The organism is Nonomuraea sp. NPDC050786, from assembly GCF_040654115.1.
GTDB lineage: Bacteria > Actinomycetota > Actinomycetes > Streptosporangiales > Streptosporangiaceae > Nonomuraea.
Map to the genome: position 1 here is coordinate 107,700 of NZ_JBFAHJ010000003.1, position 13,459 is coordinate 121,158.

Sequence of the window (13,459 nt, forward strand, 5' to 3'; positions counted from 1 at the left end):
GGTGGCCTGCGGCCGTACGCGACCTCACCCGCTCCGACCGATGATCACACGTCCCAGGTGACCGGGAGGCTCTTGACCCCGTAGATGTCCGCGATCTCTGGGCGCAGGGCGACCTCATCGGCCGGTACGGCCAGGCGCAGCGTGGGGAAGCGGCTGAACAGCGCGGGAAAGGCGACCCGCATCTCGACGCGGGCCAGCTGCTGGCCCAGGCACTGGTGGATGCCGTGACCGAAGGCCACGTGCCCGCCGTCCTGCCTGCTCAGATCGAGCACGTGGGGATCGGCGAAGTGCTCGGGGTCGCGGTTGGCGGTGTTGTACGACAGCATGACCGTCGTACCGGCCCTGATGGTCTGGCCGCCCACCTCGACGTCCTCCAGCGCCGCCCGGAAGGAGGTCTTGACGATGGTCAGATACCGCATCAGCTCCTCCACGGCCTTGTCGGCGAGGGTGGGGTCGGCGCGCAGCGCGGCCAGCTGCTTTGGGTTCTGCAGGAGCGCGAAGGTGCCCAGCGCCAGCATGTTCGTGGTGGTGTCGAGCCCGGCCGCCAGCAGCGTCAGGGCGACACCCTTCAGCTCCTCGTCGGTCAGGTCGCTGTGGGTCAGATCGCTGAGCACGTCGTCGGTGGGATCGGCGCGCTTGGCGACCACCAGGTCCGCGAGGTACTGCTGGGTCGCGGTGTAGGCGGCGATCACCTCCTCGTCGCCGGCCCCGCTCATGAACTTGTCGACGTGCTCCTGGAAGCGCCCCCGGTCTTCGTACGGCACGCCCAGCAGCTCGCAGATCATGATGGCGGGGATGGGTTTGGCGAACGCGGTCACCAGATCCGTCGGCGGACCGGCCTGCTCCATGGCGTCCAGGTGCTCGGCGGTGACCTGCTCGACGCGCTCGGCGAGCAGCCGCATCCGCCGGACGGTGAACTGGCCCACCAGCGGCTTGCGGTAGCGGCTGTGCCGTGGATCGTCCATGAGCAGGAACTCGCCGGGCGGCGCCGGCGGGATCTCCATGCCGGTGACGTCGATCACCGGGTGGCGCATGATCTCCTTGCGGCTGCTGAACCGCGGGTCGGCCAGAACCGACCGGACCAGGTCGTATCCGGTGATCAGCCAGCCCTCGTATCCGCCGGCGAAGGGCATGCGGCTGATGGGGCCGTGCTCGCGGGCCTGGATCAGCTCGGCCGGCGGGTCGAAGGGGCAGCCGGGCTGACGCGTGGTCGGCAGCGTGGTGACGGCATGTTCCATGATCAGGCCTTCTCATTCGAGATATATCGTGTCTGCAGTGCTTTAAAAGCCCCGTTGTGATCCGTCACGCGGCCTAGGAGATTTTGCGGCGGTAGGTGGCCATGGCGAAGAAGTACGCGACGACGAGGATGCCGGCGCACCAGGCCAGGGCGATCCAGAGGTCGGTGCCGACCGGCTGCTGGGTGAACAGGTCGCGCAGGGCGTTGACGATGGAGGTCACCGGCTGGTGCTCGGCGAAGAAGCGCACCGGGCCGGGCATGGTGGCGGTGGGCACGAAGGCCGAGCTGAGGAACGGCAGGAAGATGAGCGGGTAGGAGAACGCGCTCGCGCCTTCCATGGTCTTCGCGGACAGGCCGGGGATGACGGCGATCCACGTCAGCGCCAGGGTGAACAGGATCAGGATGCCGGCGACCGCGAGCCACGCCGGCACCCCCGCCGACGAGCGGAAGCCCATGAGCAGGGCGACGAGCACGACCACCACGAGCGAGATCAGGTTGGCGACCAGCGAGGTCAGCACGTGCGCCCACAGCACCGAGGACCGAGCGGTCGGCATGGACTGGAAGCGCTCGAAAATGCCGCCCTTCATGTCCATGAACAGCCGGTACGCGGTGTAGGCGATGCCCGAGGCGATCGTGATGAGCAGGATGCCGGGCAGCAGGTAGTTCACATACGAATCGGACCCGGTGTTGATCGCGCCGCCGAACACGTAGACGAACATCAGCATCATGGCGATCGGCATGACCGCTGTCGTGATGATGGTGTCCGGGCTGCGCGCGATGTGGCGCAGCGATCGTCCCAACAGAACGGCGGTGTCACCGAAGAAGTGCTTGCTCATCGTGGGTTCCTTATGCCTTCGTGCCGACGAGGGCGAGGAAGACGTCCTCGAGGGTCGGCTGCTTCTCGACGTATTCGACCTTGGCGGGCGGGAGCAGCTGCTTGAGCTCGGCCAGGGTGCCGTTGACGATGATCCGGCCCTCGTGGAGGATCGCGATCCGGTCGGCTAGGTGTTCGGCCTCGTCCAGATACTGCGTGGTGAGCAGCACCGTCGTGCCCTTCGCGGCGAGTTCCTTGACGGCCTGCCACACCTCGATGCGCGCCTGGGGGTCGAGCCCGGTCGTCGGCTCGTCCAGGAAGATGACCGGCGGATCGCCGATCAGGCTCATCGCGATGTCGAGGCGGCGGCGCATGCCACCCGAGTACGTCGCCACCTTCCGCGCGCCCGCCTCGGTCAGCGAGAAACGCGCCAGCAGGTCGTCGGCGATCCTGCCGGGCTCCTTCAGGTGCCGTAACCGGGCGACCAGCACGAGGTTCTCCCGCCCGGTGAGGATCTCGTCCACGGCGGCGAACTGCCCGGTGAGGCTGATGGACTCGCGTACGTCCGCGGCCTGCGTGGCGACGTCGAAGCCGTTGACGCGGGCCCTGCCCGCATCCGCCTTGAGCAGCGTGGACAGGATCTTCACGGCCGTGGTCTTGCCCGCCCCGTTCGAGCCGAGCAGGGCGAAGATGCTGCCCCGCGCCACGTCGAAGTCCACACCGCGCAGCACCCGCAGTTCCTTGTACGACTTCTCCAGGCCGTGCACCTGGATCGCCTGGGATTGCTGTGTCGTCATCAGACCGTCCTGCCTTCTTTCCCGGTGTCTTCGCCGGCGGCGCGCTCGACGGCGCTGGTGAAGCGGTTGCGCTCGCGGGCTATCCACTGGCCCACGGGGTAGTTGCGGATGAACGCCTCGACGAACTCCACGGGGTCCTCCCCGAAGATCTCGCGGATCGAGGTTCCGTTCGCCGCGCTCTGCTCGAACAGATCGGCAAGGTCCTCGAACATCGCCATCATGCTGCCGCCGTCCGACGGCCCGAAGATCAGCAGGTACCGCTCCAGCGCCTCGGCCGCCGTGCGATAGTTCTCGGGAAGCTGCTTGATGCGTGCCTTGTGCTCCCGGTAGCGCCTCTTGTCCTCGAGCGACCCTGTGACGATCTCCAGGTAATGCCGCAAGCGCTTCTTCTGCTCGGCCGACTCTGTGGCCATGTCTAATTACCTCCGTCGCGGAGCTGTTCGAGGCGTTCTGTGAGGAAGCTCCAGGTCCTCCAGAACTCTGCGAGGTACTCCCGCCCCTGAGCGTTCAGGGAGTACACCTTGCGCGGCGGCCCCTTCTCGGACGGGACCTTCTCCACGTCGACGAAACCGCGCTGCTCGATCCTGACGAGCAGCGCGTAGATGGTGCCTTCGGCGATCTCGGAGAAGCCCTGGTCCCGCAGCCATGCCGTGATCTCGTAGCCGTACGCGGGGCGGCCCGACAAGATCGCCAGGACGATGCCCTCCAGCACGCCCTTGAGCATCTCCGTCGCCTGCTTGCCCATGGAACACCCTCTCCAGCTACTCAATAATGCTAGCTACCGGTAGATAGTAACACTGAATAGCTGAAGCGCAAGGCGGAATCGCGGCGACCCGTACAGCGCCACGGATCCGGATGTGACCATGGGGCGGGTGGCTTCGTCTGAGGTGGTGTGAAGACGACATCCCCTTCGCGGAGGACGACATCGGCAGCCGGATCGAGCAGCTCTATCGCGACCACTGGCCCCTGGTCTGCGGATATCTCATGCGCCGGACGCGTGATCCGCACCTCGCCGAAGATCTTGCTCAGGAGACGTTCGTCAAGGCCACCCGCGCGATGCTCGGCTGGCGCGGCGAGTCCCCGGCCGCGTGGCTGCTCGCCATCGCCCGCAATGTCCTCCTCGACCATGCCCGGCGCAGCCGGATCTCCCTCCCGCTGCCCTCTCCCGACGCTCTGGGCGTCCCCGAGCTCACCGAGGACGCCGTCGCGGTCCGCGACGTGCTGGACCGCATGCCGGAGCGGCAGCGACAGCTGCTCGCGCTGGTCTACTTCGACGGGTTCTCCCTCGGGGAGGTGGCCGCGATGACCGGCCGCTCCGTCCCGTCCGTCAAAACCGCCCTGTGGCGCGCCCGTGCGGCCTTCGCCGAAAGCTATGGAGGACACCGATGACCGAGCAGGAAGCCATCCCTCCGATCCCGGACTTCGATCCAGGCAGGACGAGACGGGCCGTACGGCGAGGTGTGCTGCGCACCGCCCTCACTGCCACCGTGATATCGCTCGTCACCGTGCTGCTGCTCGACCTGGGAGCCCAGTGGATCCAGCGGCGCGGCGACCGGGAGGACCGCATGGTAAACGTGCTCAACACGGCCCTTGAGGTCGCCAACCCCGGCTACCACATCTACCCCGGGAGATGCTGCGACACCACAGCGTTCTCGCTCTCCTTCACCGTGCGGCTCACCCCACTCCGGGCCGGAGATGGCACCTCGAACTACTTCTCCGGCGGCGCCGTCTTCACCGTCAGCCAGAACCAGTTCGGGCGGGTCGAATGGCCGCCTCCGGGCTTCATCAAGGAGACGCCGCTGTTCACGGCGCTCGACTCGGTCGGCACGGATGCCCCTCCGAGCAGGGCGGACACCAAAAGGATCCTGGACCGGCTGCCCGAGTCGATGTACGCCCTGGCGGTGGTCGATTTCGCCAAGCCGTTGGGGGAGAGCGAGTTCTCGGCATTCGTCCAGCGGCACGCCGCCGTTCCCCCGGAGACGGCGATCTACGACGGGCGGATCGGCGGGACCCCGATCAGCTGGCGTCTGGACACCCCGCTGTCCGACGCGCCACAGGGTGACGCTCCGGAGCTCGCCCCCGGCGAGCTGCCCCGGAACGGGCTGGCCGGGTTCCGCCGCTGGGTGGGAGACCTGCGCGACCATGACGCGGCCAATCTGGACAAGTTCGGACTCGGTCTGAAGCTGCTGCGCAAGTCGGCCGCCGACGGGCTGGCGTACGCCTATGTCACCCAGCACGCCCGCGTCCGCGACCTCCGCACCCTGATCGACGACCCACAGGTCCGCGCGATCAGGGTGGCCGACGTCGCCTACGATCTCACCGGTCTGAACTGATCCCGGAAGCGCTCCGCGGCTCAGTGGAAGTCGGTGATGCGGAGCACCGCCATCATGTCCTGCGCCCGGGAGCCGCCGGTCGAGAAGGAGGCTTCCGCGCCGACCCAGCCACGGAAGGCTCCCTTGTCGTCGATGATCTGCATGAGCGGCTTGACGTGGGAGTTGCCGGTGTAGCAGAACTCCTTGCGCTCCATCGCCAGGCAGGTGCACCAGTGCCACAGCGTGTCGCGGCGGTCGGAGTTGGAGATCTTCGTGAGGTAGTACTGGATGGAGCTGATGTTGGCGCGCGTTCCCCCGCCGTAATGGGGGCAGCCGCCCTCCTTCTGGCAGGCGCTGTTCGAGGACGGCTGCAGGTAGGTCAGACACGAGGTGGTGGTGGAGCAGGCGCGGAAGGCGGACAGGCCGAACGGCTGGTTGGCGGCGGTGGTGATCCTGCCGCCCGCCCAGCTGGTCAGGTCCTGCCTGAGCGCGCCGGGGAACGCCTTCACCGAGCTCATCGCGCGCCGGGTGCCGAGCGCGGCGTTGCTGCCGTAGCCGTACCCGTGGGTGGCCAGCGTGCTGGACTTGAGGTCCAGGCGGGCCAGCTTCCCGTCGGGGGCAGGCCGCACGTACCACTGCTCCGTCCACGTCTGGGCGATCTTCCACCGGATGGTCAGCACGTCCCCTGACACGGTGTACGTCCCGGTGCGGCTCTCGTCGGGCGCGCCGGTGAAGCCACCGGCGGTGAGCACGTTGCACATACGGGGGCGCGACTGGGCACCGCCGGCCTTGGTGGTGCAGCCGGAGTCGGGGACCATGCCGGTGCGCTGCCTGGCCACGGGGTGACGCTGCCACCACAGGTAGAGGGCGGCGGTCACCGTGCCGTTCGCGGCGAAGCGGTAGCTGCCCAGCCGTACCCAGTTCTCGTTGGAGGCGGCCTTGAGATGACCCTGCGACACGACGTAGGTGGCCTTGCCACCGGGCAGCGACGTGGCGGCGGCCGGGAGGGAGGGCACGAGGATGACGGCGAGAACGAAGGAGAGGACTGCCGCTGCGGCACGCATAGAGAGACCCCCGAAGACTTACGGGCTTGGCTGATCGTCCACGGGCCACCATATTCGGTCCGTACCGGAACCGTCACGGGAACGGCCACCTGGCCACCATCTTCAGTCCCGAGGCGCGGGGCCAGGAGGGTGCTCCGGCGCGGCGGCCGCTCCCGGCCCTCAGGAGTCGAGCACGGCGGCGACGGCTTCGATCTCGACGAGCTGGTCGCGGTATCCGAGCACGGTGACACCCATCAAGGTGCTCGGAACGTCATGCTCACCGAAGGAGTCCCGGACCACCTTCCAGGCGGTCCCCAGGTCCTCCTGCCGGGTGGACGCGACGAGAACCCTTGTGCTGATGACATCCTGCAGCGACGCGCCGGCGGCGGCGAGAGCTTCCCGCATGTTCTCGACGGCCTTCGCCGCTTGACCCGCATAGTCGCCGATCGCGGCCGTCGACCCGTCCTCGTTCAGCGGGCACGCGCCCGCGAGGAAGATGAGTCGCGACTCGGCGGGCGCCGTGGCCGCGTAGGCGTACTCGGCGACGTCGGAGAGGGTGGAGGAGCGGATCAACGTGATGGCGCGGGGCACGGTCGTTCAGGTCCTTCGGGGTCTTTCGCGGCAGGTACGAAGTGAACCATCCTGGCAGGGGCGGTCCCGTTCCCGCCTTCCCTTTTTCGCCTGCCATCGGTCGAGCGGCTGCTTCGGGCGGGGGCCGTGGCCGTACCGGCTCTACGCGCCCCGCCTGTCCAGCAGACGATCGAGCCTGATCGCCAAGTCGATCATGTCGCCCCGCAGGGCCTCGCACCGCTTGAGCATCTTGCTCCGGGCCGAGGCGAACTGCTCGTCCGTCTGCCGCCGGAGACCGGCCAATTCGTCCCGCAGGGCGGCGAAGTCCTGGTTCAGCCCGATGTGGAGGTCCGCGACGTCGGCCCGCACCTCGGCGATGGCGACTTCCAGCGTGGTGGCGCCTTCCCCGACCGTGCTCTCCTCTACCGGGAAGTGACCGTAGAGCACGTTGGGATGGGCGGTGGCCGTGTCATCGGAGCCCATCATTGCTTCGAGGACCGTCAGACGGTCTTTCAGATCGCGAATCGCCGCCTCTATATCCATCTCCCCCCGGCCTTTGCGCTAGTCGGAAGGGCCCATGCCCTGACGACCGGGCCCTACTGCCAGTGAGTACATGGTGGCAAACCGGCGCGAGATCATGGCGGTCGGCGAGTGGGATGAGGTGTGGTTTCCCTCCTCCCGGAGGGAGAAAAATCGCAGGCAGGATGAGTTCCCGCGATGGACGGGCCGTCGATGGAGAAGACCGTTCAGGCTAGAACACACAAATCGCCCGTCGATGGCAACCGTCCCGTCGCCGCCGACGGCGGGGACAGCGGATGCCACCCGGACCCCCGCACAGCGCGAACTGTCAGCCTCGGTCGTTAGGCTCGCGCCGTGATGAAGCAGTTCGACCTCGATCTCGGCGACGGCCGTGCACTGCACGTTTACGACACCGGCCAGAGGGACGCGCCCCAGGCGCTGACCATCTTCTGGCACCACGGCACGCCCAACATCGGGACGCCGCCTGAGCCCCTCTTCCCCGTCTCCGAGGGGCTGGGCATCCGATGGGTGTCCTACGACCGGCCCGGCTACGGCGGCTCCACCCCCGCGCCGGGGAGGGACCTGGCGTCGGCGGCCGGCTACGCGTCCCGGGTCGCCGACGAGCTGGGCATCGATCGGTTCGCGGTCATGGGCCACTCCGGCGGCGGTTCACATGCCCTGGCCTGCGGCGCTCTGCTCCAGGAGCGTGTGCTGGCCGTCGTCAGCGTGTCCGGCCTGGCCCCGTACGGCGCCGAGGGCCTTGACTGGTTCGCGGGCATGTACGCCGGCGGCCAGGCATCGCTGCGCGCCGCCGTCCAGGGCCGCGCGGCCAAGGAGCGGCACGAGGCGTCGGCCGAGTACGACCCGGAGATGTTCATCCCGGCCGATCACGCCGCGCTGGAAGGCGACTGGTCGTGGTTCGGCAGCGTCGTCGGCCCGGCGCAGGAGGGCGGCCAGGGCGGGCCGATCGACGACGACCTCGCGTATGTCAGCCCGTGGGGATGCGACCCCGCGCGGATCACGGCGCCGACGCTGCTCATGCACGGCGACCAGGACCGCGTCGTGCCCAGCTCGCACGGCACGTGGCTGGCCGGGCACTGCCCTTCGGCGCAGCTCGAGATACTTCCCGGCGACGGCCACATCTCGGTCCTCCACTCCGCGGCAAAGGCCCTGGACTGGCTCCATGCGAGCACTCGATAGCGGACCGACGGCCTGCGTTGGGATGCTTGTCACCGTGAGCCTCTCCGGGCCGGAGCATCGGGACAGGGCAGATCGGCCCACACCACGCGATGGCCCTCGTCGTTCACGTAGGTGCCGCACCTGCCCTCGGAAATCACCCTCACGATGTGCAGAGCGCGCCCCCTCCCGCTCGCGACGGGCGGCGGCTGGGGGTCGGCCTCACCGTTGAGAGCCTCAGGCGAGGTACGGGAGGAGCCCGGGTCCGTGACCTCGACGTGCAGGACGCCTCGACCGTGCAGGAGCCGCAACATCACCCAGTCACGGCCCTCGCCGGACTCCACGTGCTGGACCGCGTTCGTGATCATCTCGACCATGACCAGCAGCGCATCGGGCAGCAGTACGTCGTCTCCTCCCAGCCACCCGGTGACGATCCGCCGAGCTTGTCGCGGTGCCTTGTCATCTCGCGGCAGGCGTACCGATGAAATGAGCGACATATCCGCCGTCGGCATTGACGCCGGTTGGATTTGCATAGACACCACCGCCTTGCCGGAATTACCCGCGACGCCATCACACGTGATTCAGAATTTCGCGTGGCAGATGACCTGACTTTTTTCTCGAGCCATTGGCCAGCGTGGCAGGGAACAACTACGATTGGCCCATCCCTCGTGTACTTGTGTCACACAGAATTGACGACAATTCGGTGGGACGCATGTGTGATAGCTGTGGCATCCGGTCGGGAGGAAATCGATGCCTGCCCCCAAGCAGCTGGATCCGGAAATCAGCGCGGCGGCCCGTTTCGGGTACGCGTTGCGCACGGTCCGCGAGGCGGCCGGGCTGACGCAAGGCCAGCTCGGCAGCAAGACCGGTTATCACACCAACCAGATCGGTTCCATCGAACGCGCCGACCGCCAGCCCAACGAAGCCTTCGCCAAGCGGGTCGAGGAGGCGCTAGGGCTGGAGGCGGGCCGGCTGACCGACCTGCTGCCCGCAGGCAGGCGGGAGACCGTCTTCAAGAACTTCGCCCCGTGGCTCGACATCGAGGACCGGGCGAGGGAACTGTGGACGTGGGAGCCGACCATCGTCCCCGGGCTCCTGCAGACGGAGGCCTATGCACGCGCCATCATGGACGGCAAGCCACAAGTAACGCCCGACCAGGCATCACTCGCGATCAGCTGTCATTCCTCGTCGAGGTGGCCCACGGTCCGATCACGCTCCAGATCCTTCCACTCAGCGCCCGTGTCACGGCCGGATTGCTGGGAGGCTTCCTGATCGCGCACACGACCGGTGGACCGGCCGCCGCCTTTGTAGACAGCCCGGTTTCCGGAAAGGTCTGGGATGGAGCGGCCGAAGTCGAAGCGCTCTGCCTTCGGTATCAGACGTGCCGCGCCGAGGCGCTTCCGCAGAGTCTTTCCATCAGGAAGATCCAGGAAAGGTTGGAGCAGGAATGGAATTGAAGTTGAACGAGGAACTCAAGAATGCCGCCTGGCGGAAGTCCTCGTTCTCAGGTGACAACGGTAACTGCCTGGAGGTGGCGCAACTGCCTGGGGGCCGGGTGGCAATCAGGGACACCGAGCGCCCCGACATGCACCCCTTCGTGGTGAGTGGATCGGTGTGGGCGGCGTTCACGAGCGGGGCCAAGGCGGGCGAGTTCGACTTCTAGTGCCGCAGCATCCAACGTTTGCCCCATGGCCCAGGCGTCGGCCCCCCTGCTTGGATCATGCTTCTCGCGATATGAGCTGCTCAGTACGATCCTGGGATCTCAGGAGCTTTCCACGAAGCGCGCGCCCGGCCCGGGCGTGCGGCAGACGTCTTCCGGGGCGAGGTGGCTGTGCCCCGCAGCGCACTCGAGGACGACCTTGACCGGCTCGTCGCAGGAGCTCGCATCATCGACGGGCCGGTGCCGGACGATGACCGACGGGCCCTGCGGGTCGGCGAGGTACGTGTCGCCCCATTCCAGGAGCGCCACGAGCGTGGGCCGCAACGCCCTGCCCTGCTCGGTGAGCTCGTAGGCGAAGCGCTGCCGATCCCCAGGCTCCTGATAGGGCACGCGGCGCATCACTCCTGCGGTCACCAAGGTCTCGAGCCGAGTCGCCAGGAGATTTCTGGCGATCCCGAGGCGGGAGTGGAACTCTCCGAACCGGCGCGCGCCGTCCAGCGCTTCACGAACGATCAGCAGCGACCAGCGCTCCCCCACCACCGAGAGGGCGCGCGCCACCGAGCAGTTCACTGGGTCGATTCGCCGCGTCTCCATGGGACGAGTGTACCCATCTGGGTTTACAACCTGTACTTAGCCCTCGTAGACTCCGGCCTGAGTTGAAGAATTAAACTCATAAAGGAGATCGACCATGCCCATGCTCGACGTGTACATTCCCGACGGCGCGCTCCAGCCGGACGCCGAGGCGGCCCTGCTGAACCGCATCACCGAGATCCTCGTCCGCAACGAGGGATTCGACCCCGCCGACCCGGTGAGCCGTTCCGTCTCCTGGCTCTGGCTGCACCGACCGGCCGGCATCTACGTCGGCGGAGAACCCGCGGACGCACCTCGCTACAAGGTCGTCCCGTCCGTCCCCGAGGGCCAGCTCGACGAGCAGAAGCGTGCGAGCGTCATCGCCGAGGTCACCGAGGCAATCCTCGACGCGGAGAACGGCGCCTGGCCGCGTGACGCCAGCCGGGTCTGGGTATTCCCCACCGAGATCCCCGAGGGTCACTGGGGCGGCTGGGGCCAGATCAGGCCGCTCGCAACGATCCTCGCCCGACTCACCGGCGACGACACCAAACGGGCCCGTACGCTCGCGCGTGAGCGGATCGCTGCCACCCGAGCCGAACACGCCCGCCTGCCCTGATGAGCGGCGAACGAAGTGGGGATCGATGCGGTTGAGCCAGGAGCCGTTGGTCGGCGGGTAGGCGAGTTCGACGTTGTTCGCCGCGGCCCAGTCGCCGACGCGGCTGTCCTTCTTCGTGGTCAGGTCGGAGAGAAGTTGTCGAGTACGAACGCGACAGGTGTCTGCCCCCGTGCGGAGCCGAGCGAAAAGGGTCTCAGCCTCGCCCTGCGGCCCTTCGCCGTCACTGGGCCGTGCGCCCGCGTCACGAGTCGCCGAACACCATGCGATGCCCTGTTGGCGATATCCATGTACTCGCGCACCCGGTGGATCAGCCCGTCCCGCAGCTCGGAGACGAAGCAGTAGTCACCGCGCGGTGTACTGTACGGGTCTCATACGGACAGGAGAACGCGGTGGCCGTCGGCATTGACAAGATCGCATGGATCCATCTCGAGGATGGCAAGATCCTCAGCACCCGGTCGTACGGCAAGGACGTCTACTACCTCCCCGGCGGCAAACGCGATCCCGGCGAGAGCGACCTCGACACTCTCGTCCGAGAGATCGACGAGGAGTTGTCCGTCGCCATCGTCCCCTCGACCGCCGCCCACCTGGGGACCTACCAGGCTCAGGCGCACGGTCACGCCGTGGGTGTCATGGTCCAGATGGCCTGCTACACCGCCGACCACCACGGGACACCGACGCCCAGCAACGAGATCGAAGAGATCGTCTGGCTGACGTACGCCGACCGCGACCGGGTCTCGCCCGTGGACCAGCTCATCTTCGACCATCTGCACCAGACCGGCCGCCTCCGCTGATCCGACGGTCCCCATGGATGAGCCCCCGTATACGGCATTTACCCACGGTATGGAACGCGGCCGATGCCGCAGAGGAGGTCGGCTCCGCCGGGGCCGGCGAGCGAGGGATCAAGGGTGTTCTCAGCGCGCCAGTCGCTCGTCGACACCAACCCGGGCTCCAGCATCTCCAGGCCCTCGAAGAAGCCGGCGATCTGCTCGCGCGTGCGCGGCGTCACGTTGCCCGCCCTGGTCTTGCTGTAGACCTCCCGGCCCTCGCCCACCGCGTCATTGTCGAGCTCGCCCGTGGTCACGTGAGAGATGATCAGATGGCTGCCGGCGGGCAGGGCGTCGCGGATGGCGCCCACGATGGCATGGGCCTGCTCGTCATCCGGGACGAAATGCAGCACCGCCACCAGGAGCACGGCCACCGGCTGCTCGAAGTCGAGGTGTCGCGTGATCTCCGGGTGGCCGAGAATGGCCTTGGGATCGCGCATGTCGCCCTCCACCACGATGGTGTCGGCGGTCTCGGCCAGGAGGGCGCGGGCATGCACCAGCACGATCGGATCGTTGTCGACGTAGACCACGCGTGAGCCGGGAGACACCCGGTGCGCCACCTGGTGGACGTTCTCCTGAGTCGGCAGGCCGGTGCCGATGTCGAGGAACTGCCGGACCCCGCTCTCGGCGACCGCGCGGACGGCACGGCCCAAGAACGCCCGGTTGGCCTGCGCGACCTCCTTCGCGTTGGGTGACAGCTGGATGATCCGCGCGGCCGCCTCACGGTCGACCGCGAAATTGTCCTTGCCGCCCAGCAGATAGTCGTACATACGGGCCACGCTCGGCACGGTCGGGTCGACCCCGGTAGGTGCCCACTCTTGCTCGGTCATTCCTACTCCCCGCTCTGACAGTTTGTGAGCGATCTTAAAGGACCTCCATCGGCCGGGACCCGGCGCGGCGGGCCCCGGCGAGGAGTGGGCTAGAGGGTGAGCAGGGCGTTGGCTCGGAGGCGGGGATCGGACAGCGGGCGGACGGCGATGCGGAGCAGGGCCAGCGCGTTGTCGTCACCCGCGATGCGGTTGGCGCTGAGCCCGTCGCAGGACTGGCAGTGATGGATGATCAGCCACTCCCCGTCCTGCCGGACGGTGACGCTCAGCGCCGCCATCCGGCCCCGGCAGCCCGCCCGCCGGTCGCCCGGGATCCGATGGTCGACGTGCAGGCTCGTCAGGCAGTGCGGGCAGTGGTTGCGGTGAGCGGTGCCCGGCGCGATCATCGGCACGTCCAGCCTGCATCCGACGCAGCGGAACGTGTCCCCACGCTCCCCGTGGCCCATGCTCTTGCGCCGTTGGGGCCGTTCCCGGCCCGGCTTTCTCCTGGGCAT

Annotated in this window: 18 protein-coding genes and 1 pseudogene; 7 read left to right on the forward strand and 12 right to left on the reverse strand. The window is 67.8% G+C overall.

The window, feature by feature from the left end:
- Positions 1 to 44: 44 nt before the first annotated feature.
- The 5 genes from AB0H84_RS08090 to AB0H84_RS08110 form a co-directional block, all read right to left on the reverse strand.
- Entirely contained in the window at positions 45 to 1,238 is a 1,194-nt protein-coding gene (locus AB0H84_RS08090; protein ID WP_357599974.1) for a cytochrome P450, read from the reverse strand.
- A gap of 73 nt (positions 1,239 to 1,311) precedes the next feature.
- Positions 1,312 to 2,073 (reverse strand): ABC transporter permease, encoded by a 762-nt coding sequence (locus tag AB0H84_RS08095; protein ID WP_357599977.1) that lies wholly within the window; start codon positions 2,071 to 2,073, stop codon positions 1,312 to 1,314.
- A 10-nt stretch (positions 2,074 to 2,083) separates the two neighbouring features.
- Complete coding sequence (locus AB0H84_RS08100) at positions 2,084 to 2,848, reverse strand: ATP-binding cassette domain-containing protein (protein ID WP_357599980.1); 765 nt, start codon at positions 2,846 to 2,848, stop codon at positions 2,084 to 2,086.
- Complete coding sequence (locus tag AB0H84_RS08105; protein ID WP_357599983.1) at positions 2,848 to 3,261, reverse strand: DUF1048 domain-containing protein; 414 nt, start codon at positions 3,259 to 3,261, stop codon at positions 2,848 to 2,850. Before AB0H84_RS08105 ends, AB0H84_RS08100 begins: the two co-directional genes overlap by 1 nt.
- 2 nt (positions 3,262 to 3,263) lie before the next feature.
- The gene (locus AB0H84_RS08110; RefSeq protein WP_357599986.1) at positions 3,264 to 3,593 is read right to left on the reverse strand and encodes a PadR family transcriptional regulator; all 330 of its coding nucleotides are present in this window, start codon (positions 3,591 to 3,593) and stop codon (positions 3,264 to 3,266) included.
- Positions 3,594 to 3,784: 191 nt separating this feature from the next.
- On the opposite strand from AB0H84_RS08110, the gene AB0H84_RS08115 reads away from it, so the two are divergent.
- On the forward strand, positions 3,785 to 4,237 hold the full coding sequence (locus AB0H84_RS08115) for a sigma-70 family RNA polymerase sigma factor (RefSeq protein WP_357600963.1): 453 nt from the start codon (positions 3,785 to 3,787) through the stop codon (positions 4,235 to 4,237).
- Positions 4,234 to 5,181 (forward strand): hypothetical protein, encoded by a 948-nt coding sequence (locus tag AB0H84_RS08120; protein ID WP_357599989.1) that lies wholly within the window; start codon positions 4,234 to 4,236, stop codon positions 5,179 to 5,181. Before AB0H84_RS08115 ends, AB0H84_RS08120 begins: the two co-directional genes overlap by 4 nt.
- 20 nt (positions 5,182 to 5,201) lie before the next feature.
- On the opposite strand, the gene AB0H84_RS08125 is transcribed toward AB0H84_RS08120, so the two are convergent.
- From AB0H84_RS08125 to AB0H84_RS08135, 3 genes are all read right to left on the reverse strand, one after another.
- Positions 5,202 to 6,224, reverse strand: a complete 1,023-nt coding sequence (locus tag AB0H84_RS08125; RefSeq protein WP_357599992.1) for a hypothetical protein — start codon at positions 6,222 to 6,224, stop codon at positions 5,202 to 5,204.
- Between the two features lie 159 nt (positions 6,225 to 6,383).
- The gene (locus AB0H84_RS08130; protein ID WP_357599995.1) at positions 6,384 to 6,794 is read right to left on the reverse strand and encodes a RidA family protein; all 411 of its coding nucleotides are present in this window, start codon (positions 6,792 to 6,794) and stop codon (positions 6,384 to 6,386) included.
- Between the two features lie 141 nt (positions 6,795 to 6,935).
- Positions 6,936 to 7,259, reverse strand: a complete 324-nt coding sequence (locus AB0H84_RS08135) for a hypothetical protein (protein ID WP_357599998.1) — start codon at positions 7,257 to 7,259, stop codon at positions 6,936 to 6,938.
- A 390-nt stretch (positions 7,260 to 7,649) separates the two neighbouring features.
- Between AB0H84_RS08135 and AB0H84_RS08140 the strand changes: the two genes are divergently transcribed.
- Positions 7,650 to 8,492, forward strand: a complete 843-nt coding sequence (locus AB0H84_RS08140; protein WP_357600966.1) for an alpha/beta hydrolase — start codon at positions 7,650 to 7,652, stop codon at positions 8,490 to 8,492.
- Between the two features lie 29 nt (positions 8,493 to 8,521).
- Here AB0H84_RS08140 and AB0H84_RS08145 read toward each other — a convergent pair whose 3' ends face one another.
- On the reverse strand, positions 8,522 to 8,980 hold the full coding sequence (locus AB0H84_RS08145; protein WP_357600001.1) for an ATP-binding protein: 459 nt from the start codon (positions 8,978 to 8,980) through the stop codon (positions 8,522 to 8,524).
- 238 nt (positions 8,981 to 9,218) lie between these two features.
- Between AB0H84_RS08145 and AB0H84_RS08150 the strand changes: the two are divergent.
- A pseudogene (locus AB0H84_RS08150) lies at positions 9,219 to 9,925 on the forward strand (Scr1 family TA system antitoxin-like transcriptional regulator).
- Positions 9,916 to 10,131, forward strand: a complete 216-nt coding sequence (locus tag AB0H84_RS08155) for a DUF397 domain-containing protein (RefSeq protein ID WP_357600004.1) — start codon at positions 9,916 to 9,918, stop codon at positions 10,129 to 10,131. Before AB0H84_RS08150 ends, AB0H84_RS08155 begins: the two are co-directional and overlap by 10 nt.
- Positions 10,132 to 10,230: 99 nt before the next feature.
- Here the strand turns inward: AB0H84_RS08155 and AB0H84_RS08160 are convergent, their stop codons facing one another.
- A complete protein-coding gene (locus AB0H84_RS08160; protein ID WP_139578314.1) occupies positions 10,231 to 10,722 on the reverse strand; it encodes a helix-turn-helix domain-containing protein in 492 nt (163 codons plus the stop codon).
- Positions 10,723 to 10,816: 94 nt separating this feature from the next.
- On the opposite strand from AB0H84_RS08160, the gene AB0H84_RS08165 reads away from it, so the two are divergent.
- Positions 10,817 to 11,314, forward strand: a complete 498-nt coding sequence (locus AB0H84_RS08165) for a hypothetical protein (protein WP_357600006.1) — start codon at positions 10,817 to 10,819, stop codon at positions 11,312 to 11,314.
- A gap of 389 nt (positions 11,315 to 11,703) precedes the next feature.
- A complete protein-coding gene (locus tag AB0H84_RS08170; RefSeq protein ID WP_357600009.1) occupies positions 11,704 to 12,105 on the forward strand; it encodes an NUDIX domain-containing protein in 402 nt (133 codons plus the stop codon).
- Between the two features lie 38 nt (positions 12,106 to 12,143).
- Here the strand turns inward: AB0H84_RS08170 and AB0H84_RS08175 are convergent, their stop codons facing one another.
- Positions 12,144 to 12,968 carry an SAM-dependent methyltransferase gene (locus AB0H84_RS08175; RefSeq protein WP_357600012.1) on the reverse strand — a complete coding sequence of 275 codons (825 nt, stop codon included), beginning with the start codon at positions 12,966 to 12,968 and terminating at the stop codon, positions 12,144 to 12,146.
- Positions 12,969 to 13,057: 89 nt separating this feature from the next.
- Positions 13,058 to 13,459 carry an RNHCP domain-containing protein gene (locus AB0H84_RS08180; RefSeq protein WP_357600015.1) on the reverse strand — a complete coding sequence of 134 codons (402 nt, stop codon included), beginning with the start codon at positions 13,457 to 13,459 and terminating at the stop codon, positions 13,058 to 13,060.

What these genes read in the sequence shown, in the direction of transcription:
- AB0H84_RS08100 (WP_357599980.1), bottom strand. Translation starts at nt 2,848, where the DNA reads ATGACGACACAGCAATCCCAGGCGATCCAGGTGCACGGCCTGGAGAAG.
- AB0H84_RS08160 (WP_139578314.1), bottom strand. Translation starts at nt 10,722, where the DNA reads ATGGAGACGCGGCGAATCGACCCAGTGAACTGCTCGGTGGCGCGCGCC.
- AB0H84_RS08090 (WP_357599974.1), bottom strand. Translation starts at nt 1,238, where the DNA reads ATGGAACATGCCGTCACCACGCTGCCGACCACGCGTCAGCCCGGCTGC.
- AB0H84_RS08140 (WP_357600966.1), top strand. Translation starts at nt 7,650, where the DNA reads ATGAAGCAGTTCGACCTCGATCTCGGCGACGGCCGTGCACTGCACGTT.
- AB0H84_RS08095 (WP_357599977.1), bottom strand. Translation starts at nt 2,073, where the DNA reads ATGAGCAAGCACTTCTTCGGTGACACCGCCGTTCTGTTGGGACGATCG.
- AB0H84_RS08110 (WP_357599986.1), bottom strand. Translation starts at nt 3,593, where the DNA reads ATGGGCAAGCAGGCGACGGAGATGCTCAAGGGCGTGCTGGAGGGCATC.
- AB0H84_RS08175 (WP_357600012.1), bottom strand. Translation starts at nt 12,968, where the DNA reads ATGACCGAGCAAGAGTGGGCACCTACCGGGGTCGACCCGACCGTGCCG.
- AB0H84_RS08125 (WP_357599992.1), bottom strand. Translation starts at nt 6,224, where the DNA reads ATGCGTGCCGCAGCGGCAGTCCTCTCCTTCGTTCTCGCCGTCATCCTC.
- AB0H84_RS08180 (WP_357600015.1), bottom strand. Translation starts at nt 13,459, where the DNA reads ATGCCCAGGAGAAAGCCGGGCCGGGAACGGCCCCAACGGCGCAAGAGC.
- AB0H84_RS08155 (WP_357600004.1), top strand. Translation starts at nt 9,916, where the DNA reads ATGGAATTGAAGTTGAACGAGGAACTCAAGAATGCCGCCTGGCGGAAG.
- AB0H84_RS08105 (WP_357599983.1), bottom strand. Translation starts at nt 3,261, where the DNA reads ATGGCCACAGAGTCGGCCGAGCAGAAGAAGCGCTTGCGGCATTACCTG.
- AB0H84_RS08145 (WP_357600001.1), bottom strand. Translation starts at nt 8,980, where the DNA reads ATGCCGACGGCGGATATGTCGCTCATTTCATCGGTACGCCTGCCGCGA.
- AB0H84_RS08165 (WP_357600006.1), top strand. Translation starts at nt 10,817, where the DNA reads ATGCCCATGCTCGACGTGTACATTCCCGACGGCGCGCTCCAGCCGGAC.
- AB0H84_RS08120 (WP_357599989.1), top strand. Translation starts at nt 4,234, where the DNA reads ATGACCGAGCAGGAAGCCATCCCTCCGATCCCGGACTTCGATCCAGGC.
- AB0H84_RS08135 (WP_357599998.1), bottom strand. Translation starts at nt 7,259, where the DNA reads ATGATGGGCTCCGATGACACGGCCACCGCCCATCCCAACGTGCTCTAC.